Source organism: Mycobacteriales bacterium, assembly GCA_035550055.1.
Classification (GTDB): domain Bacteria; phylum Actinomycetota; class Actinomycetes; order JAFAQI01; family JAFAQI01; genus DASZTV01.
In genome coordinates this window covers 1-26,332 of sequence record DASZRO010000080.1, presented here as the reverse complement: position 1 = coordinate 26,332, position 26,332 = coordinate 1, and the positions used below count along the sequence as shown (strand labels likewise).

Annotated in this window: 20 protein-coding genes; 8 read left to right on the top strand and 12 right to left on the bottom strand. The window is 70.6% G+C overall.

The window, feature by feature from the left end:
* Positions 1–5: 5 nt before the first annotated feature.
* Positions 6–1,727: an EAL domain-containing protein gene (locus VG899_11720; protein ID HWA67024.1), complete on the bottom strand. Its 1,722-nt coding sequence runs from the start codon at positions 1,725–1,727 to the stop codon at positions 6–8.
* A 54-nt stretch (positions 1,728–1,781) separates the two neighbouring features.
* Between VG899_11720 and VG899_11715 the strand changes: the two genes are divergently transcribed.
* Together VG899_11715 and VG899_11710 are read left to right on the top strand one after the other, a co-directional pair.
* Complete coding sequence (locus VG899_11715) at positions 1,782–3,377, top strand: ATP-binding protein (GenBank protein HWA67023.1); 1,596 nt, start codon at positions 1,782–1,784, stop codon at positions 3,375–3,377.
* Complete coding sequence (locus tag VG899_11710; protein ID HWA67022.1) at positions 3,374–3,736, top strand: response regulator; 363 nt, start codon at positions 3,374–3,376, stop codon at positions 3,734–3,736. The genes VG899_11715 and VG899_11710 overlap by 4 nt, the downstream gene beginning before the upstream one ends.
* A 10-nt stretch (positions 3,737–3,746) precedes the next feature.
* Here the strand turns inward: VG899_11710 and VG899_11705 are convergent, their stop codons facing one another.
* The 5 genes from VG899_11705 to VG899_11685 all read right to left on the bottom strand — a co-directional run bounded on the left by VG899_11705 (position 3,747) and on the right by VG899_11685 (position 12,873).
* Entirely contained in the window at positions 3,747–6,155 is a 2,409-nt protein-coding gene (locus tag VG899_11705) for a S53 family peptidase (protein ID HWA67021.1), read from the bottom strand.
* Positions 6,156–6,282: 127 nt separating this feature from the next.
* Positions 6,283–7,185: an NUDIX domain-containing protein gene (locus VG899_11700; GenBank protein ID HWA67020.1), complete on the bottom strand. Its 903-nt coding sequence runs from the start codon at positions 7,183–7,185 to the stop codon at positions 6,283–6,285.
* A 38-nt stretch (positions 7,186–7,223) separates the two neighbouring features.
* A complete protein-coding gene (locus VG899_11695) occupies positions 7,224–8,771 on the bottom strand; it encodes a CYTH and CHAD domain-containing protein (protein ID HWA67019.1) in 1,548 nt (515 codons plus the stop codon).
* Positions 8,771–10,957, bottom strand: coding sequence for an RNA degradosome polyphosphate kinase (locus VG899_11690; GenBank protein ID HWA67018.1), 2,187 nt, complete (start codon positions 10,955–10,957; stop codon positions 8,771–8,773). The genes VG899_11695 and VG899_11690 overlap by 1 nt, the downstream gene beginning before the upstream one ends.
* Before the next feature lie 38 nt (positions 10,958–10,995).
* Positions 10,996–12,873 (bottom strand): glycosyltransferase family A protein, encoded by a 1,878-nt coding sequence (locus tag VG899_11685; protein ID HWA67017.1) that lies wholly within the window; start codon positions 12,871–12,873, stop codon positions 10,996–10,998.
* 57 nt (positions 12,874–12,930) lie between these two features.
* Here VG899_11685 and VG899_11680 point away from each other — a divergent pair, with 57 nt between their 5' ends.
* Entirely contained in the window at positions 12,931–13,833 is a 903-nt protein-coding gene (locus tag VG899_11680) for a hypothetical protein (protein HWA67016.1), read from the top strand.
* Here VG899_11680 and VG899_11675 read toward each other — a convergent pair.
* The 4 genes from VG899_11675 to VG899_11660 all read right to left on the bottom strand — a co-directional run bounded on the left by VG899_11675 (position 13,818) and on the right by VG899_11660 (position 16,344).
* Entirely contained in the window at positions 13,818–14,588 is a 771-nt protein-coding gene (locus tag VG899_11675; GenBank protein ID HWA67015.1) for an N-acetylmuramoyl-L-alanine amidase, read from the bottom strand. The two genes, VG899_11680 and VG899_11675, sit on opposite strands and share 16 nt — an antisense overlap.
* A gap of 123 nt (positions 14,589–14,711) precedes the next feature.
* Positions 14,712–14,900, bottom strand: coding sequence for a hypothetical protein (locus VG899_11670; GenBank protein HWA67014.1), 189 nt, complete (start codon positions 14,898–14,900; stop codon positions 14,712–14,714).
* Between the two features lie 67 nt (positions 14,901–14,967).
* Complete coding sequence (locus VG899_11665) at positions 14,968–15,192, bottom strand: histone H1-like repetitive region-containing protein (protein HWA67013.1); 225 nt, start codon at positions 15,190–15,192, stop codon at positions 14,968–14,970.
* Positions 15,193–15,408: 216 nt separating this feature from the next.
* Positions 15,409–16,344 (bottom strand): hypothetical protein, encoded by a 936-nt coding sequence (locus VG899_11660; GenBank protein HWA67012.1) that lies wholly within the window; start codon positions 16,342–16,344, stop codon positions 15,409–15,411.
* 149 nt (positions 16,345–16,493) lie between these two features.
* On the opposite strand from VG899_11660, the gene npdG reads away from it, so the two are divergent.
* Positions 16,494–17,180, top strand: a complete 687-nt coding sequence (npdG, locus tag VG899_11655) for an NADPH-dependent F420 reductase (GenBank protein ID HWA67011.1) — start codon at positions 16,494–16,496, stop codon at positions 17,178–17,180.
* Between the two features lie 50 nt (positions 17,181–17,230).
* Here the strand turns inward: npdG and panB are convergent, their stop codons facing one another.
* A complete protein-coding gene (gene panB, locus VG899_11650) occupies positions 17,231–18,073 on the bottom strand; it encodes a 3-methyl-2-oxobutanoate hydroxymethyltransferase (GenBank protein HWA67010.1) in 843 nt (280 codons plus the stop codon).
* A gap of 163 nt (positions 18,074–18,236) precedes the next feature.
* Positions 18,237–20,024, bottom strand: coding sequence for an NAD+ synthase (locus VG899_11645; GenBank protein ID HWA67009.1), 1,788 nt, complete (start codon positions 20,022–20,024; stop codon positions 18,237–18,239).
* Between the two features lie 184 nt (positions 20,025–20,208).
* Between VG899_11645 and VG899_11640 the strand changes: the two genes are divergently transcribed.
* From VG899_11640 to VG899_11625, 4 genes are all read left to right on the top strand, one after another.
* Positions 20,209–21,549 carry a glutamine synthetase family protein gene (locus tag VG899_11640; GenBank protein HWA67008.1) on the top strand — a complete coding sequence of 447 codons (1,341 nt, stop codon included), beginning with the start codon at positions 20,209–20,211 and terminating at the stop codon, positions 21,547–21,549.
* A 5-nt stretch (positions 21,550–21,554) separates the two neighbouring features.
* Positions 21,555–22,241: a type 1 glutamine amidotransferase gene (locus VG899_11635; protein HWA67007.1), complete on the top strand. Its 687-nt coding sequence runs from the start codon at positions 21,555–21,557 to the stop codon at positions 22,239–22,241.
* Between the two features lie 19 nt (positions 22,242–22,260).
* On the top strand, positions 22,261–25,176 hold the full coding sequence (locus tag VG899_11630; GenBank protein HWA67006.1) for a bifunctional [glutamine synthetase] adenylyltransferase/[glutamine synthetase]-adenylyl-L-tyrosine phosphorylase: 2,916 nt from the start codon (positions 22,261–22,263) through the stop codon (positions 25,174–25,176).
* Positions 25,173–26,332, top strand: a 1,160-nt coding sequence (locus VG899_11625) for a hypothetical protein (protein ID HWA67005.1), incomplete at its 3' end; no start/stop codon positions are given. The genes VG899_11630 and VG899_11625, both read left to right, overlap by 4 nt.

The following is a 26,332-nucleotide window of genomic DNA, read 5'->3' as shown; positions in this document are numbered from 1 at the left end:
GACGCTCAGCGGCTGACCGCACCGCGATGCACGGCAAGGTGCGTCGCGAGTTCCTCGATCGGCGCCGGGCGCGCCCACAGGTAGCCCTGACCGAGGTCGCAGTCGAGGGCGGTGAGCATGGCCTTCTGCTCCTCGGTCTCCACGCCCATCGCGACCGCACGCATGCCCAGCTCGTGCGCGATGTCGATCAAGGCGCCCGCGATCGTGGCGGCGCCCTTGCCGCTGATCAGGTCCGACACCAGTTGGTGGTCGATCTTGAGGTAGCTCAGGTCGAGCGTGCGCAGCCGGCGCAAGGACGGGATGTCGCCGGTGAACTCGTCGAGGGACACGGCGACGCCGAGCGCCTGCACGGAGCGGATCTGCGCGCGAGCGCGCTCCGGGTCGCGAGCCAGGTCCGCGATGTCGATGACCAGTCGGGAGCCGTCGACACCGCTGTCGCGCAGGGCCGCCTGCACCATCTCGCCGAAGTCGTGGTTGCGCACGCTTCGCCCGGACACGTTGACGGTGACCGTGAGCTCCGGCGCTCGCGCGATCGCCGCGCATGCTGCGGAGAGCGCCCAGCGGTCGAGCTCGACGATCAGGCCCTTGGCTTCCGCGATGTCGACGAAGTCCGCCGGCTCGAGCAGGCCGTGGTCGGGATGCGGCCAGCGGGCCAGCGCCTCGATCCCTTTCCACTCCCCGGAGACGAAGTCGACCAGCGGCTGGTAGTACAGGACGAACTCGTGGTTGGCGAGGGCGTCACCGAGCTCGACCCGTAGCTGGGAACGGAGCTCGCTCGCCGTACGCATCGACGGCTCGAAGATCTCGTAGCGGTTCTTGCCGCGAGCCTTGGCGGCGTACATCGCCGCGTCCGCCTCGGCGAGCAGCTCCTCCGACGTGACGCTGCGCCCGCCGAGCGTCGTCATCCCGACGCTGAGATGGACCAGCACCTCCTCGTCGCCGAGCCGCAGCGGGTAGCTGACCGCGGCGTACAGGCGATCGACGACGTCGAGTGCCTCGGTGAGCTGAGTGTCCTCGAGCAGGACCGCGAACTCGTCGCCGCCGAAGCGAGCGACCGTGTCCGCCGGGCGCACGCAGTCGCGCAGCCGGCCGCCGATGACCCGCAGCAGCTCGTCGCCCGCGCCGTGCCCGAAACTGTCGTTGACGTCCTTGAAGTCGTCGAGGTCGAAGAAGCAGACGACCAGCTCGGTCAGCGAGCGTCGTTCGAGGGCGTGCTGGGCGCGCTCGGCGAACAGCGACCGGTTCGCCAGGCCCGTCAGCGCGTCGTGCGAGGCCTGGCGGCGCAGCTCGGTCTCGAGCTGGATGCGCATCTCCTCCGCCGCGATGCGCTCGCGCACCCGCTGATCGGTGCGCGCGACGCCTGCCTGCACGGACTCCACCAGGGCCTCGACCGGGACCGGTTTGGTCAGGTACTGGTCAATCTGGCCGACCGCCGCGATCGCGGTGTCCAGCGACGCGTAGCCGGTCAGCATGATCAGTGAGACGTCGGCGTCGAAGGCTCGAATCGCCGCGCACAGCTCGAGTCCGGTCATGTCCGGCAGCCGCTGGTCGCAGATCACGACCGATGGGTGCAGCTCCCGTTCCCGCACGATCGCGGCGCCGGCGCTGGTCACACCTACGGCGCTGAGGCCCCGGGTGGTCAGGATCTCGACGATGGTTCCGGCCATCGCCTGGTCGTCGTCGACCACCAGGACCTGCACCCCGCGGGTGCCGACGTCCTCGTTCATCTCATCAAGGATGCATCGTTGGCTACGTTGTGTCCTACTTCGATCGAGCCGGAGGTGACGGTGCGCGGTGTCCGCCTGCCCACCCTTGCCGTCGTCGCGACGCTGATCGCGGCCACCGGCGGTACGACGTGGGCCGCCCATCGCGCCAATCGCAACGAAGAGCACCGGTTGCTCGCCGAGCGTGCCTCCGAGATCGCGCTGATCCTCACCTCTGACTTCGCCGGGCTGCAGACCCAGATCTCGACGGTCGCGGCCGAGACGGCGCTCAACGGCGCGGATCGGGCAGCTTTCCGCAGCGCGTCGAACGCGCTGGCCCCCGCTTCCGGGGGGTTCACCACGACCACCGCGCTGGCGCGGGTCAGCGGGCCGGCCGAGCAGGTCCACTACCTCGCGACGACCGGGTCGTTCGACCAGGTGCCCGCCGCACCCCTCGCCGCGCTGATGCGGCGTACCGAGGAGGCCGGAACGGCGGGTGCGACCTCCGTCGTGCTCGGCGAAGGGGTTCATCGGGTGCTCGGTCTCGCGCACGCCGTCGGGGTCCACGGCCTCGTGGTCTACGAGCAGCTGCCGCTGGATCTGGAGGCGGCGGCGTCGGCGACGACGACGAGCGCGCCGTTCCACGAGCTGAACGTCGCGTTGTACGGCGAGCCGACCCGTGATCCCGACGCGTTGATCCTGAGCACCAACGGCGCGCCGCCCACCGGCGACGACGTCGCGACCGCAACGGCCCCGTTCGGTGCGGACACCTGGCTGGTGGCCACGCGCGCGACGAGCTCGCTCACCGGCTCGCTGGCGGCGAACGACTATCTGCTCGTCTTCGGCGTCGGGGCGCTGTTGACCGTGCTGCTCGGGTTCCTCGTCGAGACGCTGCTGCGCCGTCGCGACTACGCCATGGCGCTGGTCGCGGAGCGGACCGAGGAGCTGCAGGCATCGGTGCGTGAGCTCGAGGAGGCGCAAGGCAAGCTGGTGCAAGCGACACGGCTCGCCGCGATCGGCCAGCTCGCGTCAGCGATCGGGCACGAGCTGCGCAACCCGCTCGGGGTGATCACCAACGCGCACTATCTGCTGCGGTCGGCGGTCGAGCGCCCCGACGGCACCGCCGACGCGCTGCGGCACCTCAACACCGCCGAGCGAGAGGTCGGCGCCGCCACGCTGATCGTCTCGGATCTGCTCGACTACGCGCGAGCCAGAGCACCCGTCACCGCGCCGGTCGACCTCCCCGACCTGATCGACGAAGTGCAGTCGGTGATGCCGGCGCCGCCGGAGGTCACGGTCCACCGCGACGACGCCGCGGACCTCCCGATGGTGCCCGCCGACCGCGACCAGCTCCGGCAGGTCCTGCTCAACCTGCTGTCCAACGCCTATGAAGCGATGCCTGACGGGGGAGAGGTCACGATCAGCACATCAGCGACCGAAGGCCGGGTTCGGATCTCCGTCGCCGACACCGGAATGGGGATGGACGACGAGGTTCGCCAGCAGATCTTCGAGCCGTTCTTCACCCAGAAGGCCCGGGGAATCGGGCTGGGCTTGTCGGTGACCAAGCGAATCGTCGACACTCATCACGGCACGATCACGATTGTCAGTGCCGCCGGGCGGGGTACGACGTTCACCGTGGAGCTCCCCGCGGTCGAGGCGGAGGGGGTGACATGACCACGTCGGTCTTGGTCGTCGACGACGAGGCCGGCATGCGCGAGACGCTCGTCGACATCCTCACGACGGCCGGCTATGTCGTCACGCCGGCCGAGGACGGCGCGGCCGCGCTCGAGCTGGCCCGCAGCGAGCCCTACGACGTCATCATCATGGACATCCGGATGCCTGCGATGACCGGGGTGGAGGTGCTCGCCTCGCTCGACCACCCGCCGCCGCAGATCGTGCTGATGACCGGCTACGCCTTGGAGGAGCAGCTCAGCCAGGCGCGCGAGAACAACGCGTTCGCGATCATGCAGAAGCCGTTCCAGGTCCCGTACCTGCTGCGGATCGTCGCCGAGGCGGCCAGGAGCGCCGCCTGACCCGAGCGGTCTAGTAGATCGCCAGGAGGCCGTCGATGCCGACGTTGCCTGACGTCGATGGGCTCGCGACAGCGGTCCGGTCGAGGACGGTGAACTTGAACGTCCGCGTCTGCCGCCGGCCGCTGTCGAAGATGTCGACGACCTTGGTTCCCGGCGTACGTGCGTACTCGTTGATCGTCAGCAGGTTGAAACCGTTCCAGCTGACGCGCAGCAGGCCGTAGCTCGGACCCACGGGCACGATCAGGCCGTACGTCGCGCCGGCCGCGGTCGCTGTCGCGTACGAGCTCTTGTGCGCGCTGGTGACCATGCTTCCCGCGTACGTGTCGTCGGAGCGCACGCGGCGCCAGCTGCCGCTGAGCTTGAACGCGGTGTCGTCGATCGGCACCGACAGCGACGAGTCGGCTTCCTTCGACTTCGCGCCGGTGACGTCCGAGGAGATGACCGAGATCTGGTACGTCGCGCCCGGCACCCCGGTGAACGCGAAGCTGCCGTTCGCCGGTGCGGTCGGGTTCGTGTAGACCGGCTGCGACTGTCCGTCGCGGTGGATCGTGACGGCGGCGCCGGCCAAAGCGATCCCGCTTGCCGACTTCGTGCTCGTCCAGGTGGCGGTCACCTGGTTCGGCTGGGAGGCGCTCGTCGGGTGGGTGAGGGACAGGCTGCCGACCGACGTCGGCGGCAGGACCGGCCGGGCCGCGAACACGTAGGAGGACACGGCCGACCACAACGGCGATCCCAGCCCGGTGACGGTGTCGTACCCGACGCCCGCGTTGACCGACGGGTCGGCACCGGCGTCCGCGGTCGCGCCGTTCGAGCCCTGCGTGATGTCGCGGAAGGCGCCGACGTTCGCGGCGTAGGCGTTGTAGAGACCCTGGTGGATGTCGCCGATGCCGCTCGTCGAGCCATGCGCGGCCAGCATGTCGGTGAACAGTGCGGCGGAGGCGGGCGAGGCTAGGCTCGTGCCACCGAACTGGAAGTAGTTGGGACCGTTGTTGGCGGTGTCCGTCGGGTCGGTGGTGTAGATCCGGAACCCGGTTGCCGGATCGGCGTCGGCGCTGATGTCGGGAACCATGCGCATTCGTACGGATGCGAACGGCGCGTTGGTGATCTTGTTCTGGTAGGCCGGCTTGGTGAACACATCAGAGACGCCGCCGCCGCTGCCGTCGCCGAATGCGCAGGACGCCTTGCTGGTGCACGTCCAGGCCTGTTCGGCCCAGTTGTTGCCGACGTTCGGCGAGCTCGTGCCCACCGGAAGCAGGTTGGTCCCGCCGACGGCCACCACCGCCGGTGACGACGCCGGGTAGTTGACGTTCGCGGTGAGCCCGTTGCAGTCGGCTTCGTCCGGATCGGCCGAGCTGTCGTAGATCCCGTTGTCGCCGCTCGAGCTGAAGACCGTGACGCCGGCGGCGACGACGGACTCGAGGATCGGCTCCATCACCCGGATGTCCTGCATGCCGTTGTCGGCCTCGCAGATTCCCCAGGAGCTGGACACCGCGACGATGTGGGGGTCGCCACCCTGGTAGGCGTGGTTGTCCTGAAGGACGTCGTCCACGATCTGCGAGTAGGCGTCCGCGATGCCGGCGTTGGTGTTCGGCGCGAAGTACGGGCGCTGGTGGGCGTAGGGGTCGGTTCCGTACAGCGCCTCCTGGTCCAGGTCCACCTCTTCGTCCGAGGTGTCGCCCTTCTGCGGGGTCGGCACGCTCGCCTGGTCGACCGGAACCATCGTCAGGTCCTGCGCAGCGTTGTACGTCGGGCCCACGACGTTGCCCGGAGTGTTGGCCCAGTTCGTCAGGTCGCCCGGGTTCCAGCCGGCCAGCTGGATGGTCGCGATCGTCAGCGTCGCGGCGCTGTCCAGCCCGCTGCTCGGAGTGACATCAGGGGCGGTGTAGGCGTTGCGGAAGTCGGCGCCGCCGAGGCAGTTGTCGCACGAGTCGTCGGCGGGGTGGTAGGCCGCCGGGCCCGCAGTTGTCGGGAAGGCCGCCGTTGCCACGTTCTGCAGCGCTGCCGGCATCGACAGGTATGGACCGGTTGCGGCGGCTTCCTCGGCGGCCGTCGGATGGGCGTGGGCAATCGGGTGGGCGCCGAACGCGGCGGTGACTTCGGAGCTGGGGGCGGAAGCCGACACGGACCAGGCGCTCTGGCCGGTCACGGTCAGGCCCGCGTCACGCAGCGCGGCGATCGCTTGCGCTCGCTCTGCCGCGGTCGGCAGCAGCGCCGTGAGCGCCCGGACGCGCTGCGCGTGCGTCAGGCCGGTGGCGTCGGCCAGCCGCTGCAAGGCGGCGGTGTTGGGGGCCTTGAGGAAGACGGTGACGCCGGTCGCCGGACCGCTGGCGTGAGCAAGGCCGGGAGTGATCGCCGCTCCGGTGGCCGCAACGATCGTCGTGGCGACCGCGAGCCGCGCGCCAATGGTCCATCGCTGCATGTCGTGGGTCCTCCGGCGGCTTTCGTCGTCGTGTCTCGTGAGCGCGCTTGTGGGTGGAGCATAGGGATGGTGCCTGTGAGACGCGCGCCTCTAGATAGTGCTCGGCAGCCTGGTGCCGCGGCTGGAGTCAGACGACGGGGTCGAAACGCTCGATCGCGGCGATTCGCAGCGTGGGAGCAGCCTGCAGGTGGACCGCGAACAGCCCCGCTTTGCGCAGGCTCGGGTCCTCAGGAGGCTTGGCGCCGAGCGCCGTGCAGGTGGCTTGCACCAGACCGGGGATGGTCTTGCGCTGCGTGCACACGACCGACGCGACGTGCGTCCCGAGCAGCTCGACGAGCCGTTCGGCGGCCAGGTCGGGCTGCTGGTCGTAGCCGGCCTCGGACAGCAGCGGCTCGCTCTCGACCGTGAGCCGGGCGACCGCAGCGTACGGTCCGATGGTCTCGAGGCATCGCAGCACGTCGGCGGACATCACCCGGCGGATGTCGTAGGCGGCCAGCAGCGGCACGAGCGCCTCCGCCTGGTCGTCACCGAGCGCGTCGAGTGGTCGCTCGCGGTCGTTGCCGGCCCAGCTGCTGCGCTCGCCGGCGCTGGCGTGCCGCACGATCAGGCACGGCCAGGTCGACACGGACGCCTGCGTCACGCCTTGGACGACTCTCTGGTCCCGGTCCGGGAGCAGGTGGCGTTGCGCCTCTCGCGGCGGCAGCCACATGAGCTGGTCGACCTCGTCGTTGGGGACGAACTCGCCGCCGGTCACCCGCATCGCCCAGTAGCGGACCCGCTTCGGGGAGCCGTCCTTGAGGTAGTGGATCTCGCCGAGCGGCCGGCCCGGCGCACCGACGTGGCCGGTCTCCTCCTGCACCTCCCGGATCGCGCCGAGCACGGGATGTTCGCCGGCGTTCAGCTTGCCTTTCGGGATCGACCAGTCGTCGTACTTCGGCCGGTGGACCAGCGCCACCTCGATGCCGGAACCGCCCGCGGCAGGCCGCCACAGCACGCCGCCGGCGGCCTCGATGACTTTCTCGGGCGACATGAGGTGTCCATCTTGCCTGACGTCGGGCCGGCCTGCCCTCAGCTGCCTGCCAGCCAGGCCAGGCAGTCTGCTCTGGCGACGGCCTTCCACTGCTTCGCGAACTCCTTGCGAGCCGCCGCGCCCGCGTCGCTCTGCCGAGCGTGCAGCAGACCCAGCGTGAACGCGATGGTCGTGCCGCCCCGCGCTGTCGCGAGCGACCGCAACAGCTCCGAGGCGACCGCCGCGTCCTGGTTCTCGCCCAGACTGTCCTGTAGCCCGGCGGCCATCTTGGCCAACCGCTGCGCCGGGCGGCCGAACATCGGCGTCGCCGCTTCGCACGAGTAGCGTAGCCGCTTCGCGTCGATCCGGACCTTGTGCCAGGCCCCGGCGTCGGCCGTGGCGTCGAGCCGTTTCACTGCGTCGCTGACGTCGTTCCAGCAGGCGCGGATCAGCCGCGGGATCGCCTTGCCGGTCGGGCGCTCGCCGGCCGGCGAGGTGAACGGCTCCCACCCGGCGTCGACGAGGCGCTCGAGCAGCACGACGTAGCGCTCACTCGACAGGGTTTGCTCGATGTCGGCGCGGCCGGCAGCGAGGTTGCCCCGGAGCACCTGCTCGAGGCGTGCCCGGACGGGACCGACGACGAGGTCCTCCGGCAGCGCGTCCACCTCGCGCATCAGCCGCTCCAGCAGCACCTCGTTGTCCCGCGTGGTGCTCAGCGAGTCGGCGAGCCAGGCGAGCTCGTCGCGTAGCGATCCGGCCCATCCCGGGTCGAGCAGCGGCTTGAACGTCTTGAGGATGCTTCGCAGCCGACGTGCGGTCACGCGCATCTGATGAGCTGCGTCCTCGGCGTCACGCCGTACGCCGGTGTCGAGCGCGATGAGCCGGCGTACGTCGCGGCGCAGCATGTCGCGCACCGCGCACCGCGCGGGCTCGTCGAGGCCGACCTTGCCGGGCATCGGCGGGTCCGGCTCGGCGCTGGCTTGCGGGCCGAGCGCCCGGACCACCTTCGGGACGAACTCGCCGCCGACCGCCCCACTCGCGCGCAGCAGGTTGCCGACGGCTTCGATCGCAGGCTCGCCGCCGCCCCGGTCCTCGACCTCGATCTCGCGGAACCGGCCGGCCACGTGGCCGGAGTTGACGACCGACACCAGGTCGTCGGTCAGCTCGACGAGCGGACCGCCAGTGGCGTCGCGCAGCAGGTAGGCGGTGCGATCCGTCACGAGGGTGGCGACCGGTCCGAGGACCGCGGTCCGCGACCACGGGAGGACCAGGCCGCGCAGCTGCTCCGGGATCGACTCGCCGGAACCCTCGACGCGGACCTCCTCGCGGCTCACCGCGCTGGCGTCGGGCACGGCACGGACGTTGCCGACCGGGAGCTTGAGGTGCCAGCCGTCCTTGCTCGGACCTTCGCCGTCGCGGTGTCGCAACGTGATGCCTTCGCGGGCGAGCCGCAGGTCGGCGGTGTCCCAGTACACCGCGCGGAGCTCGTGGCGGTCCGGCTCGTCGAGCGCGGCTGCTCCGGTACGCGGGTCGAGCAGGTCAGGCATCTCGAATGGCGGATGGACGCGGAACTTCGCCTCTACTTCCAAGGTCGAGCTCGGGCTCACTAATGCGACTCCGGTCGGCGGTCGTCGCCGCGAAGGGCCGCGGCGTCCAGCAGCGTTTGCTGGTAGTCGTGCAGCGGTGCTCCCTCGGGATCGGTGAGGGCGCGGGTCCACTTGCCCGCTACATCGAGCGTCCAGGCCGCCGTCGCCGGGTCTGTCGCGAACGTCAGCAGCTCCCGCAGCTCGTCTTTGACCTTGGGGTCGCGGATCTCGACGAGTGCCTCCACGCGGCGGTCGAGGTTGCGATGCATGATGTCGGCGCTGCCGATGAACGTGCGCTGATCGCCGCCCGCCACGAAGTGGAACACCCGCGAGTGCTCGAGGAACCGGCCGAGGATGCTGCGTACCTTGATCGTCTCCGACAGGCCCGGGACGCCCGGACGGAGGGCGCACATGCCGCGCACGACGATGTCGACGGGTACGCCGGCGGCCGACGCGTCGTAGAGCGCGTCGACGACCAGCTCGTCCACGAGGCTGTTGAGCTTGAGAACGATCCCGGCCGGCCGTCCTGCCTTCGCGTGCTCGATCTCGTCGGCGACCAGCTGGATCAGGCCGGGACGAAGGGTGTCCGGCGCGACGAGCAGCGTGCGGTAGTCGCGGTGCTTGGTGTAGCCGGACAGGTGGTTGAACAAGTCGGCGACGTCGGCGCCGATCACCGGGTCGACGGTGAGCAGTCCGAGGTCCTCATACATCCGCGCGGTCTTGGGGTTGTAGTTCCCGGTGCCGATGTGGGTGTAGCGGCGCAGGCTGCCATCGGCCTCCTGGCGCACCACCAACGCCAGCTTGGCGTGGGTCTTCAACCCGACGACGCCGTAGACCACGTGGCAGCCGGCCTGCTCCAGCGCGCGCGCCCATTTGATGTTCGCCTGCTCGTCGAACCTCGCCTTGATCTCGACGACGACGAGGACCTGCTTGCCGGCCTCGGCCGCGTCGATCAGCGCGTCGACGAGTGGCGAGTCGCCGCTCGTGCGGTAGAGCGTCTGTTTGATCGCGAGCACCGACGGGTCGGCCGCGGCCTGCTCGACGAACGCCTGGACGCTCGTGGTGAACGAGTCGTACGGGTGGTGCAGCAGCACATCTCCTCGGCGCATCGCCGAGAACACGTCGGCCGCGGCCTTGGCATCCCCGCCGGAGCGCAGCCTGGGGTGGGTCAGCGGCGGGCTGACGTCGTACTTGAGGGCGGGCAGGTCGAGGTCGGCGATCGCCCACAGTCCGGCGAGGTCGAGCGGCCCGTTGATCCGATAGATCTGCTTCTGGTGGATCTCGAGCTCACGGACGAGAAGGTCGAGAACCTTGTCGCTGATGTCCGCGGCCACCTCGAGGCGTACCGCCGGGCCGAACCGGCGCCGGACGAGCTCTCGCTCGAGTGCCTGAAGCAGGTTGTCGACGTCGTCCTCTTCGACGGTCAGGTCCTCGTTGCGGGTGACCCGGAACACTGAGGTCTCGATGACCTCGAGGCCGGGGAACAGCTCGGGCACGTGCGCGGCGATGACGTCTTCGAGCAGCACGAACTTGAGACCACCGACGGCCACATACCGCGACAGCACCGGCGGAACCTTGACCCGCGCGAAGTGCTCGCGCCCGTTGTCCCGGTCGCGAACCACCACCGCGAGGTTCAGCGACAACCCCGAGATGTAGGGAAAGGGATGCGCCGGGTCGACGGCGAGCGGGGTGAGGACGGGGAAGACGTGTTCCGCGAACAGGGTGTCCGCCGTCTTGCGTTCGTCGTCGGTCAGCGCGTCGTAGCGCTCGATCCGGATGTCCTCTCGTCGCAGCGCGGGAAGCAGCTCGTCGGTGAACATCGCGTCGTGACGGGCGATCAGCTCGTGCGCCCGATCGGCGATCAGGTCGAGCTGCTCGCGAGGGGACAGCCCGGCGGGGGTCGCCACTCCGATCCCGGTGGCGTGGCGCCGCTGCAGGCCTGCGACGCGGACCATGAAGAACTCGTCGAGGTTGCTGGCGAAGATCGCGGCGAACTTGGTGCGCTCGAGCAGCGGGATGGTGGTGTCGAGGGCGAGCTCGAGGACCCGCGCGTTGAAGTCGAGCCAGCTGCTCTCGCGGTCGATGAAGCGATCGGGATGGGCCGGGCGGTCGTTGCGGCCCGCGGCGTGACGCAGGTCCTCGATCTCCTCCGCGAGCTCGTCGGCGTACCGCGGCAGATCCGGTGCGCTCGACGTCGTTGTGCTCACAACATCAACTGTCGCGGCTGAAGGTGGCCGGTGTCGAGTCAGCCGTCGCGTTGAAGGTGAACGCCAGATGAACGAATCACGCGGAGCCGGCGCCCGACTCGCGCGAGGGTCCAGCCGAGCCGGCGGGGCGGCGATCCTCCCAGCCGCGCGAACTGCACCCAGAGCTGGACCTCGCGGCCGGGCAGGCGGCGGGGCAGCCTCGCGGTCAGTGCCGAGCCGGCGGGGGTGATCGCGAGACTCGCCGGCACTGACACCACCGCCGACCCGGTCTCGTCGCCGACGAGAAGCAGGCGGGCCGGCTGCGCGCCGTCCGGACCGCTGACGGCGGGCAGCGCGAGCTGCAGGTCGCGGCGGCGCAACGTCGGAGCGATCTCGTCGTCGACCAAGTCGTTGAGCGGATGTGACCACTCGCCGACGTCCAGCGAGAGCGTGCTGGCGGGTGTGGTCCAGAACGGCTGCACGAGGCTCACGTCGGCGGACTCGGCCGTGAGCCGTGCCGCGAGTCGGCCCGGCTCCTCGGCCGGTCGCAGCGGGCACGCGAACGTGATGCCGCCGAGGCCGACCCGAAGCCGCAGGTCCCACAGCCCCGCGGTGAGCGGGTCGCCGCCTTGCAGCCTCGCCGGATCGAGCACCACCTCTCCGGTGATCGCCGGCTCGCCGTCGGCGGTGATCGACAGCGACAAGCCCTCGGTCGTCGACCAGAGCTGGGAGTCGGCGCGCGAGACTGTGGCGCAGTCGAGGTCCGCCTCGGCGAGGTCTTGCGCCGAGACGAGGCGCTCGGCGCGACCGGCGCCGGGCGCCGCGGGTGCGGGTACCAGCCAGTCGTCACCGTCGCGTTCGAGCCGCAGCGGGTCGTCGCCGCGCAGCAGTCCGGCGGTCACGGCGAGGTGAAGTCGACCGTCGCGCCAGGTCAGTGCGGAGACGGTTGCCGTCAACCGGAGCTCGTCGAGCCAGGCGGCGTACGACGTCAGCCCGGCCACGTCGCCGTCGAGGGCCAGCCGGGACTGGGTGCGAAGGAAGAACGGCAGCCCGTCGTGAACCTGCGGCGCGAACCGCTCTGCCGCCAGTGCTCGTACCTGGTCGAGCACCTCACGCCGGTACGCGTCGTCGTAGCGGCTCATCGCAGTGCCGCGCAGCCTGCCGAGCATCTCGGTGCGGTAGAACCGGCGCTGCAACGGGATGCGCGTCTGCGGGTCGGCCACGTGGTCGTCGATGACGTCGAGGACGGCGGCCAGGTCGCGGAAGTAGTCGGCCGCTGTCACCTCGGTGTCGCCCAGATTGCGCCCGGCGACCCGACGTCGGCGATAGAAGTAGCAGGCGAGGTCGCCCACGACGGCGACGGAACGCGCCCGGGTGTAGATCAGCATGCTGAAGTGCTCGTCCTCGACGTGACGAGGTCCTTCGGCGAACCGGATCCCGTGCCGGGTCAGCAGTTCCTTGCGGACCATCTTGTGCGGGGTGAGCGTGTCGACGAGCGGGTAGTCGAAGAGCGTCCGGCCGGTGACGGTGTGCCGGAACACGTGGTGGTTCAAGCCGCGGAAGTCGCTGCTGAGCTTGCCGACCACGATGTCCGCGTCGCTGCTCGCTGCGACGTCGAGCATTCGTTGCAGTGCTGCCGGATCCAGGCGGTCGTCGCTGTCGACGAACTGGACGTAGCGGCCCTTCGCCTGCTCGACACCGACGTTGCGGGGCCGGCCCGGCCAGCCCGACGCAGGGATCTGCACCAGCCGGAACAGATCCGGGTCGGCGTCTGCGTAACGCTTCGCGCGCCGGTCGCTGCCGTCGGTGCTGCCGTCGTCGACCAGCACGACCTCGTAGCGATCACGAGGAAGGGTCTGGTCGCGCAGCGAGTCGAGACAGTCCTCGATGTTGGCGCCCGGGTTGAAGAACGGAACCACCACGCTGACGTCCAGCATCGTGCCCGACCTTACCGCCGAGATGCGGCCTGCCGACGACGCACTACTGTCCTCGCCATGGTCGAGATCGCGGCGCTCTCGGCCGCGGCAGCGGCCGTCGAGCTGGACCGGATCGCCGCCGCCGCGGGGACGACGCTGAGCAAACCGGAGGTGGAGGCGCTCTACGCCGTCCTGCTCGGGTCGACGGCGCAGGCCGAGGCTGCGCCGTACCCGTTGCTCGCAGCCGCGGTCGGGCTCGCCGGCACCGCTGAGCACTCCCACGTCGAAGCGCTGCCGCCGAGGGCTCGGGTCGCGCTGCGCCTGCTACGGACCGGCAACGCCGAAGCCGCGTGGGCGGTGCTGGTCGACAACGCGACCGGCGTCGTACCGCGGGTGTATCGCTGCGCCACTTCATCCGGTGCGGAGCGCACCGAGTGGCCGTTGCCGCTGCTCACCACGGTCGAGCCGCCGTGGGTGTATGCCGAGCTGCCCGGGTTTCGTGATCCGAGGTACGCCGTGGCGGACTCGGTCTACGAGATCGGTGACGGGATCCGGTTGCGGGCCCACGTCGACGAGGTCGTCACCGGGCGGCACCCGCGGCTGGCGGGCTGGGCCGCGCTCGACGTGCTGCAGACCGAACCCGACGAAGTCGTGGCCGTGATCGCGGTGTGCGGGCAGGACGAGGTGGTCTGGCCGGGCATTCGCGTCCGGCGGGCGGATCTGGTCGGTGGCAGCCGGGACACGCTTCGGCGGCGGGCGTGGGCGGGATGGACCGCGGAGCTGGCGCCCGCAGTGCTCACCGGGTCCGGCGAGTGGGCGCTGTTCCTCGAGCTGACCCACGATGGGTTCACCCGGCGAGTGCGGCTCGGGCGCTCGCGGTCGGAGCTCGCCGGGCACGCGGTGGGGTCGGCGATCTGTCGTCGGCCGCACACCACACTGGCCGAGGTTGCCGGCGGCTGGTCGCTTCAGCTCCGCAGGTAGTCCACGATCGCGGTCGTGAAGGCGGCTGCCAACCGGCGCTGGAAGGCGGTCGAGACGAGCAGCCGCGCATCCCGCGCGTTGCGCATGTTGCCGGCCTCGACGAGCACCTTCGGCTCGGTGGCGAGGTTGAGCCCGGCGAGATCGTCTCGATGAGTGATGCCGTCGACGCCGTCGTAGGTGCTCGTCGGCATGTGCGTCATCGCCAACAGCTCGCGCCGGACGATGCGGCCGAACCGCGCCGACGGCCGCACGATGGCGGCATTGACCGAGTCGCGTACCGGTTCCAGGATCGCGAAGCCGCGCCCGCTCGGCGGACCGCCGTCGGCGTGGATGTCGATCGCGATGTCGGCGTGGGCCGCGTTGATGATGTGCGCCCGCTTGGTGATGCATGGTCCGACCCCGTGGTTGGTATGACGGGTCATCACCACGCGGGCGCCGTCCTCACGCAGGTCAGCCGCCAAGAACGTTGCGACCCGGAAGTTGAAGCGCGCTTCGGTGTAGCCGGCGTCGGTCGCCGTACCGGTCGTGTCGCAGTCCTCTTCTTCGCGACCGTTCCAGACCTGGCGGTCGATGTAGGCGGGGTCTGCGTAGTTGCGCCCGTTGTGGCCCGGGTCGATGCCGACCACTTCGCCGGCGAGGGGTGAGGGGGTGGCGAGCGTGGCGCGGCCGGCTGACGGGCGGACGAGATGTGGCAGCGGCGCGGCCGTCGCGCTGCACGAGCAGAGTACGGCGGCGATCGCCAGCGTCCGCAGCATCTGCCACTCCTACCCCGCAGACATGAAAAAAGCGACGTCCGGCTCAGTGGGGGGGTGTACTGGACCGGACGTCGCTCGTGCCAGTGTAGGCCGAAATCAGCGGATCGTTGTCATCAGCAATATTTAGCGCGTGTCACGACGCGGGTCGGGATAGCGCTGCCGGCCGGGCGACGGCGGGCGCCACAGCGACGTGCCGGCCACGATCAAGCCGCCCCCCGCGGCGAGTGCGATCGGCGCCGGTCCGACGAAGCCGGTCCCGAACAGCGCCAGCCCGCCGGCGATCGCCGCGGCGGCCAGCACGAAGCAGCACACAGCAGACAGCCGCCGCGCGACCGAAGGTCGACGCGGCGGCTGTCGGGGCTCGCTTGGTTGCAGCGATCTACCGCTTGCGCGCAGGTGCCCGCTTTGCAGCGGTCTTGCGTGCCGGCGCCTTCTTGGCGACGGTCTTGCGAGCGGTCGTCTTCTTTGCGGTGGTCTTGCGTGCGGTCGTCTTCTTGGCGGCGGTCTTGCGAGCCGGCGCCTTCTTGGCCGGTGCCTTCTTTGCCGCCGTCTTCTTGGCGGTCGTCTTGCGTGCAGTGGTCTTCTTTGCAGCTACTCGTGCCACGTGAGCCCCTTAGCTCGGTGATGGGACTTTGCTGCGAACAACTGTGACACCGAATGCATGCGCTTTCCACGACCGTTGCTTCTATTGACGTTGCGTGTCGCGCCGCGGATTGTTCATGTCGCAATGCGGCATGACACGACGTACTGCTCGTCGCGTCGTGAAAACCCAGTATTCACAACGGAAATCAAAGTCGTGAACAACGACTCTGACATCGCGTCAGTGCGACGAGTGCAGTCGACGTCCGCTGAAAAGTCCGCGGCCGAACAGCGCGTTCTTCGACGTCACTCGCGGTGCGCGAGTACTCGTTGCGTCGTGGGGCGCAGTCGGTGACGCCTGCGTGGCGTGAGGCGATGAGCTCGCCGTCGGAGTGCGTGCGGGAGTCGGTCGTGACGGCGTTGTCGTTGTCGCGCTGTGAGGTGTCGGCGTCGGATGGGCGACCGGCACCAAGTCGAGCAGTCGCGCGATCGCGCGTGACGCGGCGAGTGCGAGCTGTGTGCCGGGCACCTTTGCGCTTTCGAGGACGTGTTGTTCGAGTGTCAGCAGCTGACGTACGACGTGCAGCCTTGCGGGATCGTCCGTCGCGGTGGCGATCATCTCCGTCAGCTGGTCGTGCAGGTCGTCGGCAACAGCGAGCACCTGGGCCGCTTGCGGATGGTGGGTCACTACGTGCTCGAGCCGGTGAAGCGTCGTCGTTGCGCCGGCATGAGCAGCCGCACCGGCGACACCCGTGACCGCGGTCGCGGTCCGCGGTGCGACAACCGCGATCGAGACGCGCGAGGCATGGGCAACCGGATGATGACCGGCCGGCGTGCCGTTGCCCCCGAGTGCCACCGCCGCCGTCATCGCCATCGCACCGATCACCGGTACGGCGGGCAGTGCGAGGAGGATGCGGCGCTTCGCTCGCCGCGGCGGGCGCTGAGCGGCGGCGACAGGTCCCGGGTGGTCAGCGACGCGGCGCATCTCCTCAGCGGTCGCGGCGACGATGTCGCGAGCCACCTCCGGATGCCCCGCGTCGATGGCACCGGCCGCCGCGGCCAGCTCGATGGCGAGCGCGGTGCGTGCCTCGCGCACGCTGTCGAGGAGCTCGACGATCGCCGGGTCGTCAGGGCGGCGTTCACCGTCGTCGTCCGCGAGCCGCCTCCTGCTCACCACGCCCCCTCTTTCGCCGTACGCATGCACGATCCTCCTCGGGAGCAGTTCCCGGGAGGCAGCGTGGATACCCCTCGGCACAGCGCTGCGATCGCGGCTTGGGACGATGTCCGCTGCGTTGCCCACGGCCGAACCGAGTGAAAAGAGCGCACGTGACCACGATCCCCACCGGCGAGGTCGCCGGCCTCACGCTCGCCTTCCTCGGCGGCACCGGAGACCAGGGCCGCGGGCTGGCCCGCCGTTACGCGATCGCCGGCCACCAGGTGATCCTCGGGTCGCGGCAGGCGGATCGCGCCGCGGCGGTGGCCGCCGAGCTCGCCGAGACGGTCCCCGACGGCTCGCTGGTCTCGGGGATGGCCAACGAGGCAGCCGCCGCGGCCGCTGACGTCGTCGTCGTCGCCGTGCCGTGGGACGGGCACGAGACCTTGGTGAAGGCGGTGGCACCTGCGCTGACCGGCAAGGTGGTTGTCGACTGCGTGAACCCCATGGGTTTCGACGACAAGGGCGCCTATGGCCTTTCCGTCGCAGAAGGCAGCGCGGCACAGCAAGCCGCAGCGTTGCTGCCGGACAGCACGGTCGTCGCGGCGTTCCACCACGTGAGCGCGATGCTGCTGCTCGACCCCGACGTGGCCGCCATCGAGACCGACGTCCTTGTCCTCGGCGACGATCGCGGCGCGACGGACCTCGTGCAGGCGCTCGTCGACCGCATCGCAGGCATGCGTGGCATCTACGGTGGCCGGCTGCGCAACGCCGGTCAGGTCGAAGCGCTGACCGCGAACCTCGTGTCGATCAACCGCCGTTACAAGGCGCACGCCGGCCTTCGCGTCACAGACGTCTGAGGCGCCTGCCCGTCGGCCGTGGCGGACGAGCGCCCCGGCTTTGCCAGTGATTACTCGAAGGAGTGCTCAGGTCCGGGGTACGTGCCGTCGGCGACCTCGCGGGCGTAGGTGCTCGCGGCTTCGGTGATGACCGCACGCACATCGGCGTACCGCTTCACGAAACGCGGCGCGGGTCCGGTGTTGAGGCCGACCATGTCGGTCCACACCATGACCTGTGCGTCGCAGTCGGCGCCGGCGCCGATGCCGATCGTCGGGATTGCGAGCTCCTTGGTGATCTGCGCCGCCACGTCGGCCGGGATCATCTCGAGCACGACGGCGAAGGCGCCCGCTGCCTGGAGGGCAACCGCGTCGTCGATGACGTGCGCGGCCTGCTCACCGCGACCCTGGACCTTGTAGCCGCCCAGCGCGTGCTCACTTTGCGGGGTGAAGCCGATGTGCGCGACGACCGGGATGCCGGCGTCCACGATCGCCCGGACCTGCGGCACGACCTGGCGCCCGCCCTCGAGCTTGACCGCCTGCGCGCCGCCTTCCTTCATGAAGCGGATCGCGGTCTGCAGCGCCTGCTCCGGACCGACCTGGTAAGAGCCGAACGGCATGTCGGCGATCACGAGGGCGTTGCGGGTCGAGCGCACCACCGCGCGCACCAGTGGCATCAGCTCGTCGACGGTGACGGGCAGCGTCGTGTCGAAGCCGAACACGTTGTTCGCCGCCGAGTCACCGACCAGGAGTGCCGGGATGCCGCCCTCGTCGAAGATCGCCGCCGAATGCATGTCGTAGGCGGTCAGCATCGCCCAGCGTTCGCCGCGTTCCTTCATCGCCTGAAGGTGATGGGTGCGGATTCGGCGGACAGCGGCTCGCGGGCTGCCGTACGGGTTGATGGAACCGTCGGTCATGGAAAACCTCCTCGCCTCGAAGCCCATTCGGGTCTCCGTGCAACACGCCCAGTCTCCCACAGCCCCACAGAACCTGATTCGGTCGTTGTTCGAAGTAGCACACAACGTCATCGCCGAACCGGACGCCGAAGGGCAATACGCCGATTTCGCAGCGGGTTGTGTGCTACTTCGGGGGTTCGCGCCAGCGGTTGGTGATGGGGAGACGGCGGTCTCGCCCGAAGCCCTTCGGGGTGATCTTCGGCCCGGGTGGGTACTGGCGGCGCTTGTACTCCGCGAGGTCCACGAGCCGGATCACCCGGTCGACCAGGTCTGGCGGATGGCCCAACGCCAGCAGCTCGGCGCGCCCGAGGTCACGCTCGACGTAGGCGTCGAGGACCGCGTCGAGTGTGTCGTACGCCGGGAGCCGGTCGCTGTCTCGCTGGCCGGGTGCGAGCTCCGCCGACGGCTCCTTGTCGATGATCTCGACCGGGATCGGCTCGACCTCGCCGCGCTCGCGCGCGGTCAGGTTGCGCCAACGAGCCAGCTCCCAGACCAGCGTCTTCGGCACGTCCTTGATCGGGGCGAACCCGCCGGCACTGTCGCCGTACAACGTCGAGAAGCCGGTTGCCAGCTCGCTCTTGTTGCCCGTGGTCAAGACCAGATGTCCGGCTTCGTTCGACAGTGCCATCAGCGCCGTTCCGCGCACCCGTGCCTGGAGGTTCTCCTCGGCCAAGCCGTGCAGGCCGCCGACCGCCAGGTCGCCGAACGCCTTCTCGTAGGCCTCGACCATCGGGGCGATCGGCAGCAGCTCCCATTGCAGACGTTGCCGCCGCGCGAGCTCTGCGGCGTCCGCGATGCTGCCGTCGCTGGAGTAGCGGCTCGGCATGCCCACCACGTGCACCGCGTCGGGACCGAGCGCGTCGCAGGCGATCGTCGCGACGAGCGCGGAGTCGATCCCGCCGGAAAGCCCGATCACCACTGAGGCGAAGCCGTTCTTGCGGACGTAGTCGCGGGTGCCGAGGACGAGCGCGCCCCACACCTCGGCCGGCCCGGAGCAGTCGTCGACCGGGAACGACCGCGCGGTACCGAGGTCTTCGGGCGGTTCGGGCAACGCGTCGACGTGATGGCGGGTGACCGTCATCGTCGTACCGTCGCCCGCGTCGGTGGGACCGGTGCGGGCGCCAGTGGCGGCCGGCAGGTCGAGATCGGCGACGAGCAGCTGCGACGCGAACTGCCCCGCCCGCGAGAGCTCTTCGCCGTCCGAGGCGACGATGAGTGAGTCGCCGTCGAACACGAGCTCGTCCTGGCCGCCGACGAGGTTGACGTAGGCGAGGGTGGCGCCCGCTTCGGCAGCGCGGCGGGTCACGAGCTCGAGGCGTACGTCGTCCTTGTTGCGTTCGTACGGCGAGCCGTTGATGCAGATCACGAGCCCGGCGCCGGCTTCACGGGCGACCGCGATCGGGCCGCCCTCCTGCCACAGGTCCTCGCAGATGGTCATTGCGATGTCGACGTCGCCGAACCGGACAACCGGAAGCCCGTCGCCCGGAACGAAGTAGCGGAACTCGTCGAACACGCCGTAGTTCGGAAGGTGATGCTTCGCGTAACGCGCGATGACGCCGCCACGGTGGATGAACGCCGCGGCGTTCTGCGGTTCGCCGGCCGGCCGGCCGACCCGCGGCGCCGGGTTGGGGCATCGGTCCAGATAGCCGACGACGACGCCCGCGTCGCCGAGCCCCTCGTCGTCGAGACGAACGGCAAGCGCTTCCAGCGCCGTGCGGGAGGCCTCGACGAACGACGGCCGCAACACCAGGTCCTCCGGCGGGTAGCCGGTCAGTGCCATCTCCGGGAAGACCACGAGCTGGGCGCCTTGCGCCACCGCCGTACGCGTCAGGGAGACGACGAGCGCGGCGTTGCCGGCCAGGTCGCCAACCGTGAAGTCGTCCTGCGCAAGCGCTACGCGCAGTCGCGGCATGCCTCCAGGCTAGATCCCACCGCCGCACCCGAATCCGGCCCCCGCGTGCCCGAAGCAGCACACAACGTGGTCGGGAAAACGGACACGCGGCACAACTCGACCGCCGATGGGGCCCTTCGTGTGCTACTTCGGGGGCGGGGGAGCGTGTCATGCGGTTGTAACGCGGGGGACCTACGCTGGGCGCGTGGATCGTCAGCAGGAGTTCGTGCTTCGCACGATCGAGGAACGCGACATCCGCTTCGTCCGGCTGTGGTTCACCGACGTGCTCGGCTTCCTCAAGTCCGTCGCGATCGCGCCCGCCGAGCTCGAAGGGGCCTTCGCCGAGGGCATCGGCTTCGACGGCTCGGCGATCGAGGGGTTCGCCCGGGTGCACGAGTCGGACATGCTGGCCAAGCCCGACCCGGCGACGTTCCAGGTGCTGCCGTGGCGAGACGAGCAGCCCGGTACGGCGCGGATGTTCTGCGACATCCTCACCCCGGACGGCACCCCGTCGTACTCCGACCCCCGTCACGTGCTGCGCCGGTCGATGCAGCGTGCCGCCGACCTCGGCTTCACGTTCTACGTGCACCCGGAGGTCGAGTTCTTCCTGCTGCGCGACCGTCCGACCGACGTCGACCTGTTGCCCGCCCCGATCGACTCGGGCGGCTACTTCGACCAGACGCCGCACGACCTCGGCCACGACTTCCGCCGCCAGGCGATCACCATGCTCGAGCGGATGGGCATCAGCGTCGAGTTCAGCCACCACGAGGTCGCGCCGGGGCAGCAGGAGATCGACCTGCGGTACGCCGATGCGCTCACCACCGCCGACAACCTGATGACGATGCGGCTCGTGGTGAAGGAGGTCGCGCTCTCCCAAGGCGTGTTCGCGACGTTCATGCCGAAGCCGTTCGCCGAGCAGCCGGGCTCCGCGATGCACACGCATCTGTCGTTGTTCGAGGGGGACCGTAACGCCTTCCACGACGGCAGCGACCCGCTGTCGCTGTCGAAGGTCGGCAAGGCGTTCGTCGCGGGCCTGCTGGTCCACGCGGCGGAGTTCACCGCGATCACCAACCAGTGGGTGAACTCCTACAAGCGGCTGTGGGGCGGCGGCGAGGCGCCGGCGTACGTCTGCTGGGGCCGCAACAACCGCTCGGCGCTCATTCGCATCCCGATGTACAAGCCGCAGAAGGGCAACTCGACGCGTATCGAGATCCGCTCACCCGACTCGGCGTGCAACCCGTACCTGACGTACGCCGTCCTGCTCGCCGCAGGGCTGAAGGGCATCGAGGACGGCTACGAGCTTCCGGAAGGCGCCGAGGACGATGTGTGGGCGCTCACCGACGTCGAGCGCCGCGCGATGGGCATCGCGCCGCTGCCGGGTTCGTTGTCCGACGCGATCAAGGTCATGGAGGGCTCCGAGCTGCTGGCGCAGACTCTGGGCGAGGGCGTGTTCGACTTCTTCATGCGCAACAAGCGGGCCGAGTGGGAGGACTACCGGCGCCAGGTCACGCCGTTCGAGCTCTCCCGTTACCTGCCGCTGCTCTGACCGACGTGGCCGTCGCCCTCGTCGTCCAGCACGTCGCGCACGAAGATCCGGGCCGGCTTGCCGACTGGCTGCCGGCGTACGGCGTCGAGCTCGACGTCCGCCACCCGTACGCCGCAGTCCCTCTGCCGTCGACGGTCGATGCCGACGCGCTGATCGTCATGGGCGGCCCGATGGGTGCCAACGACGACGACGTGGTGTCCTGGCTTCCCGCGACGAAGGCGTTGCTCGCCGACGCGGTCGCGCGGGGCGTGCCGACTCTCGGCGTCTGTCTCGGTGCTCAGCTGCTCGCGGTGGCGACCGGTGGTCGCGTCGAGCGCGGCGCGCACGGGCCGGAGATCGGACTCGGCGAGGTCAGCGGCGACGGCCGCGACAGCCTGCTGGTCGGCGGGACGTTCCCGGTCGTGCAGTGGCACTACGACACGGTGACCGAGCTCCCCGACGGCGCCACGCTGCTCGCCTCCAGCGAGCGCTATCCGGTCCAGGCTTTCCGGGTCGGCAAGGCGGCGTGGGGCCTGCAGTTCCACGTCGAGGCGGCGCCGGCGCTCGTGGCCTCGTGGGCCGCTGCGGAGGACCGCGACGTCGAGGAGATCGTCGCCCCGATCCGGTCGGCGGACCGGGTGATCGCGCGGGTCGGAGAGGAGCTGTCGAAGCGGTTCGCGGCGGTCGTCAACCGGGGTTCGGTCACGGGCTGACGCAGTAGCGTGCCTGGCTGTGACCAGCGGGGATCGCACTGCGAGCAGCAGCGGTCGCCTGGCACGAGCGGGCTTCACCGACCCGGGGGCGGGGGTGGTCCGGCTCGCCGAGCTCGGCCTCGCCACCGACGACGTGGTGCTGGACGCGCTGTCGCTGTGTCCCGACGCCGACCGGGCTCTTGCCGGTCTTGCCCGCCTGGCAGAGGCTGACGATCGGGACGAGCTGGTCGCCGCCGTGCGCGCCAGCCTCGGCTTCCGTGACCGGCTCTTCGCCGTGCTCGGCGGCAGCGCCGCGCTCGGGCAATGGATGGCCGGCCACCCGCAGTCCTGGCGCCTGCTCTGGGACGAGGCGGTGATCGTCAGCCGGCCGACGCACTACGGGCTGCAGGCCACTCTCGATGCCGCCGTCGCGGGCCGGGCGGGCCGCGAGGCGTTCGACGCCCTGCGCATCGGCTATCGCGAGTGTCTGCTGCGGCTCGCGGCCCGAGACCTGTGCGGTGACCTCGTGGTCGACGACGTCGCGGCCGAGCTCGCCGACCTGGCCGACGCGACGCTCGGTGCCGCCTTCACCATCGCTTCGACCGCGCATCCCGACGACGCCCGGCTCGCCGTCATCGCGATGGGCAAGTGCGGCGGCCGGGAGCTCAACTACGTGAGCGACGTCGATGTGGTCTTCGTCGGCGAGCCCGCCGAGCAGGCGGCCACCGCGCGCGCGATGGCGCTCATGCACGCGTGCTCTGACCCGACACCGGAAGGGACGATCTGGCCGGTCGACGCCGCCTTGCGTCCCGAGGGACGTTCGGGCCCGCTCGTGCGGACGCTGGCCAGCCACGTCGGCTACTACGAGCGCTGGGCCAAGACCTGGGAGTTCCAAGCGCTTCTCAAGGCCCGGTACGCCGCGGGCGACGCGGAGCTCGGCGCGGCCTATCTCGACGCCGTCGCACCGATGGTCTGGAGCGCTGCGGGACGGCCGAGCTTCGTCGAGGACGTGCAGGCGATGCGCCGGCGCGTGGTCGGGACGCTGTCCGCCACCGACGCGCGCCGTGAGGTGAAGCTCGGACCCGGCGGGCTGCGGGACGTCGAGTTCGCGGTGCAGCTGCTCCAGCTGGTGCACGGCCGCGGTGACGAGGCGTTGCGCAGTCCCACCACGCTGGTCGCGCTGGCCGCGCTCGCGGACGGCGGTTACGTCGGGCGGGACGACGCGGCGCAGCTTGCCGCGGCGTACCGGTTCCTGCGCACCGTCGAGCATCGACTCCAGCTCCAGCACCTGCGCCGTACCCACCTGCTGCCGGTCGACGAGCGCGGCCTGCGCTGGCTGGCCCGGTCGATGGGACGCAAGGACATCGCGTCGTGGCAAGCCGAGTACGACGGCCACGTCCGCGAGGTACGCCGCATCCACGAGAAGCTCTTCTACCGCCCGCTCCTCAACGCGGTCGCGCGGCTGCCGGCGGAAGGCACCCGGCTCACTGCGGCCGCCGCCTCGTCGCGGTTGGCAGCGCTCGGGTTTCGAGACCCCGACGCGGCGCTGCGCCACATCGAGGCGCTGACTTCCGGCATCAGCCGCAACGCCGCGATCCTGCGCGCCCTGCTGCCGGCGATGCTGGGGTGGTTCGCCGAGGCCGCCGATCCTGACGCCGGGCTGTTGTCCTTCCGGCAGGTGAGCGACGCGTTGGGCCAGACGCCGTGGTACTTGCGTGTCCTGCGTGACGAGGGCGCGACCGCGGAACGGCTGGCCCGCCTGCTCGCGACGAGCCGCTATCTGGCTGATCTGCTCGGCCGGGCGCCCGAGTCCGTGGCGTTGCTCGCCACGGACGAGGAGCTGCAGCTGCGCCCCGCCGACCTGCTGCGCAACGAGCTGGTGTCGGCGGCCCGCCGCTACGACGACGGGGAGACCGCAGCCGACGCGGCCCGCGCCCTTCGGCGGCAGGAGCTGATCCGGATCGCCTGCGGCGACCTCCTCGGCATCGTCGACGTCGAAGCCGTCGGCGAGGCGCTCTCCGACGTCGCGGCGGCGACCCTGTCCGCCGCCCTCGAGACCGCGACCCGCAGCGTGGTCGCCACGGCCGAGCGCGAACTGCCGATGCGGCTTGCCGTCATCGGGATGGGCCGGCTCGGCGGAGGCGAGCAGGGCTACGGCAGCGACGCCGACGTCCTGTTCGTCTACGAGCCGGTCGGCGCGGACGGGCCGCACTGCACCGCCGCGGCGCACGAGGTGGCGCAAGAGCTACGGCGGTTGCTGGCCAGGCCCGCTCCCGACCCGCCGCTCGTCGTCGATGCCGACCTGCGCCCGGAGGGCCGGCAGGGCCCGCTGGTCCGAAGCCTCGCGTCGTACGCCGAGTACTACGAGCGATGGTCGGCGCCGTGGGAGATGCAGGCGCTGCTGCGCGCCTGCCCGATCGCCGGCGACGCCGACCTCGGCGAGAGGTTCGTGGCGCTGGTCGACCCGTTGCGCTACCCGGCGGTCGGCCTCGACCCTGCGCAGCTGCGGGAGATCCGCCGGCTCAAGGCGCGGATGGAGGCCGAGCGGCTCCCGCGTGGGGTGGACCCGGCGTTCCACATCAAGCTCGGGCGCGGCGGCCTGTCCGACGTCGAGTGGACGGTGCAGCTGTTGCAGCTGCGGCACGGTCATGCGGTGCCCGCGCTGCGTACGACGTCGACGATCGACGCGGCACGGGCAGGCGCCGACGCGGGGCTGCTGACGGCCGATGACGCGCGGGCGTTGCAGGATGCATGGGTGATCGCGACCCGGGTGCGCAACGCGATCATGCTGTCCCGCGGTCGGGCGTCGGATGTCCTGCCGTCCGACTCTCGAGCGCTCGGCGCGATTGCCCGCGCGATGGGTTATCCCGCGGGCCATGGCGCGGCGCTGCTCGACGACTACCGTCGGGCCACCCGCCGGGCGCGCGTCGTACACGAGCAGGTGTTCGCCTCGTGACCGACCCGTTGCCGGCGCGGCCGCAGTGGCTCGCGCCGACGCTGACCGCTGCGGTTCTCGGGATCGGCTACTGGCTGGTCGCGCCGCACACCGCGGACCTCGCGGCGCAGACCGCACGCGCCGAGCTGTTCCGGCGCAGCGGCTTCGTCTCGTACTGGACGGGCTGGTACGGCGGGACGCCGACCGCCAGCTACAGCCTCGTCACCCCGCCGCTGCTGGCGTGGTTCGGTCCGGTCTGGCTCGGCGCGCTCTCGATCTTCGCGGCCGGCGCGGTCTCGGTGCCGCTGCTGGCGCCGACCCGCCGCTCTCGCGCCGGTGCGATCGCCGTGGCGCTGTCCGGGACCTTCGACGTGCTGTCCGGGCGCATCACGTTCGCGACCGGTGTCGTCGTCGCGCTGGCTGCGATGCTGGCGGTCGAGCGTCGCCGCCCGTGGCTGGCGTTCGTCGCTGGCGTCGCCACCACTGCGACCAGCCCCGTGGCGGGCGTGCTGCTCGCCGTGGCGGCCGGTGCGACGGTGCTGGCCGGACCCAGACGGCGAAAGTCCGGACTCGCCGCGGTGATCGGCGTCGCCGTGTCGCTGGTCGTGATCGCCGTCCTGGTGAGCGGGTCCCGTGGCGGCTACGAGCCCTTCACGTTCACCTCACTGGTGATGTCGTTCGCGACCACGGTGCTCGTGATGCTCAGCCCGGTGGGGCGGCGGTTGCGCGTCGTGGGTTGGCTGACGCTGTGGCTGCTGGTCGGCTGCTACCTGTTCCACTCGCCGGTGGGCGCGAACGCCACCCGCATCGCCGTGCTCGGCGCAGCGCCTGCGCTGGTCGCGGTCGCCAGGCTGCCGCGGCCGTTGCTGGCCGGGGCGGTCGTCGTCGCCGCGCTGCTGCCGAGCGCCCAGCTGTTCAACGACATGGAGGTCGCGAACGGGCCTGCCTCGACAAAGGCTTTCGTCACGCCGCTGCTGACCGAGCTGACCCACCAGCCCGACCTTCGGCAGTACCGCGTCGAGGTGCTCGCGACCAAGACGTTGTGGCCGCAGACCTATCTGCTGCCGCAGGTCTCGCTGGCGCGAGGGTGGGAGCGCCAGACCGACGAAGCCCGCGACCCGGAGTTCTACGGCCGCCAGCCGCTGACCGCGCTCGAGTACCGGCAGTTCCTCGACCG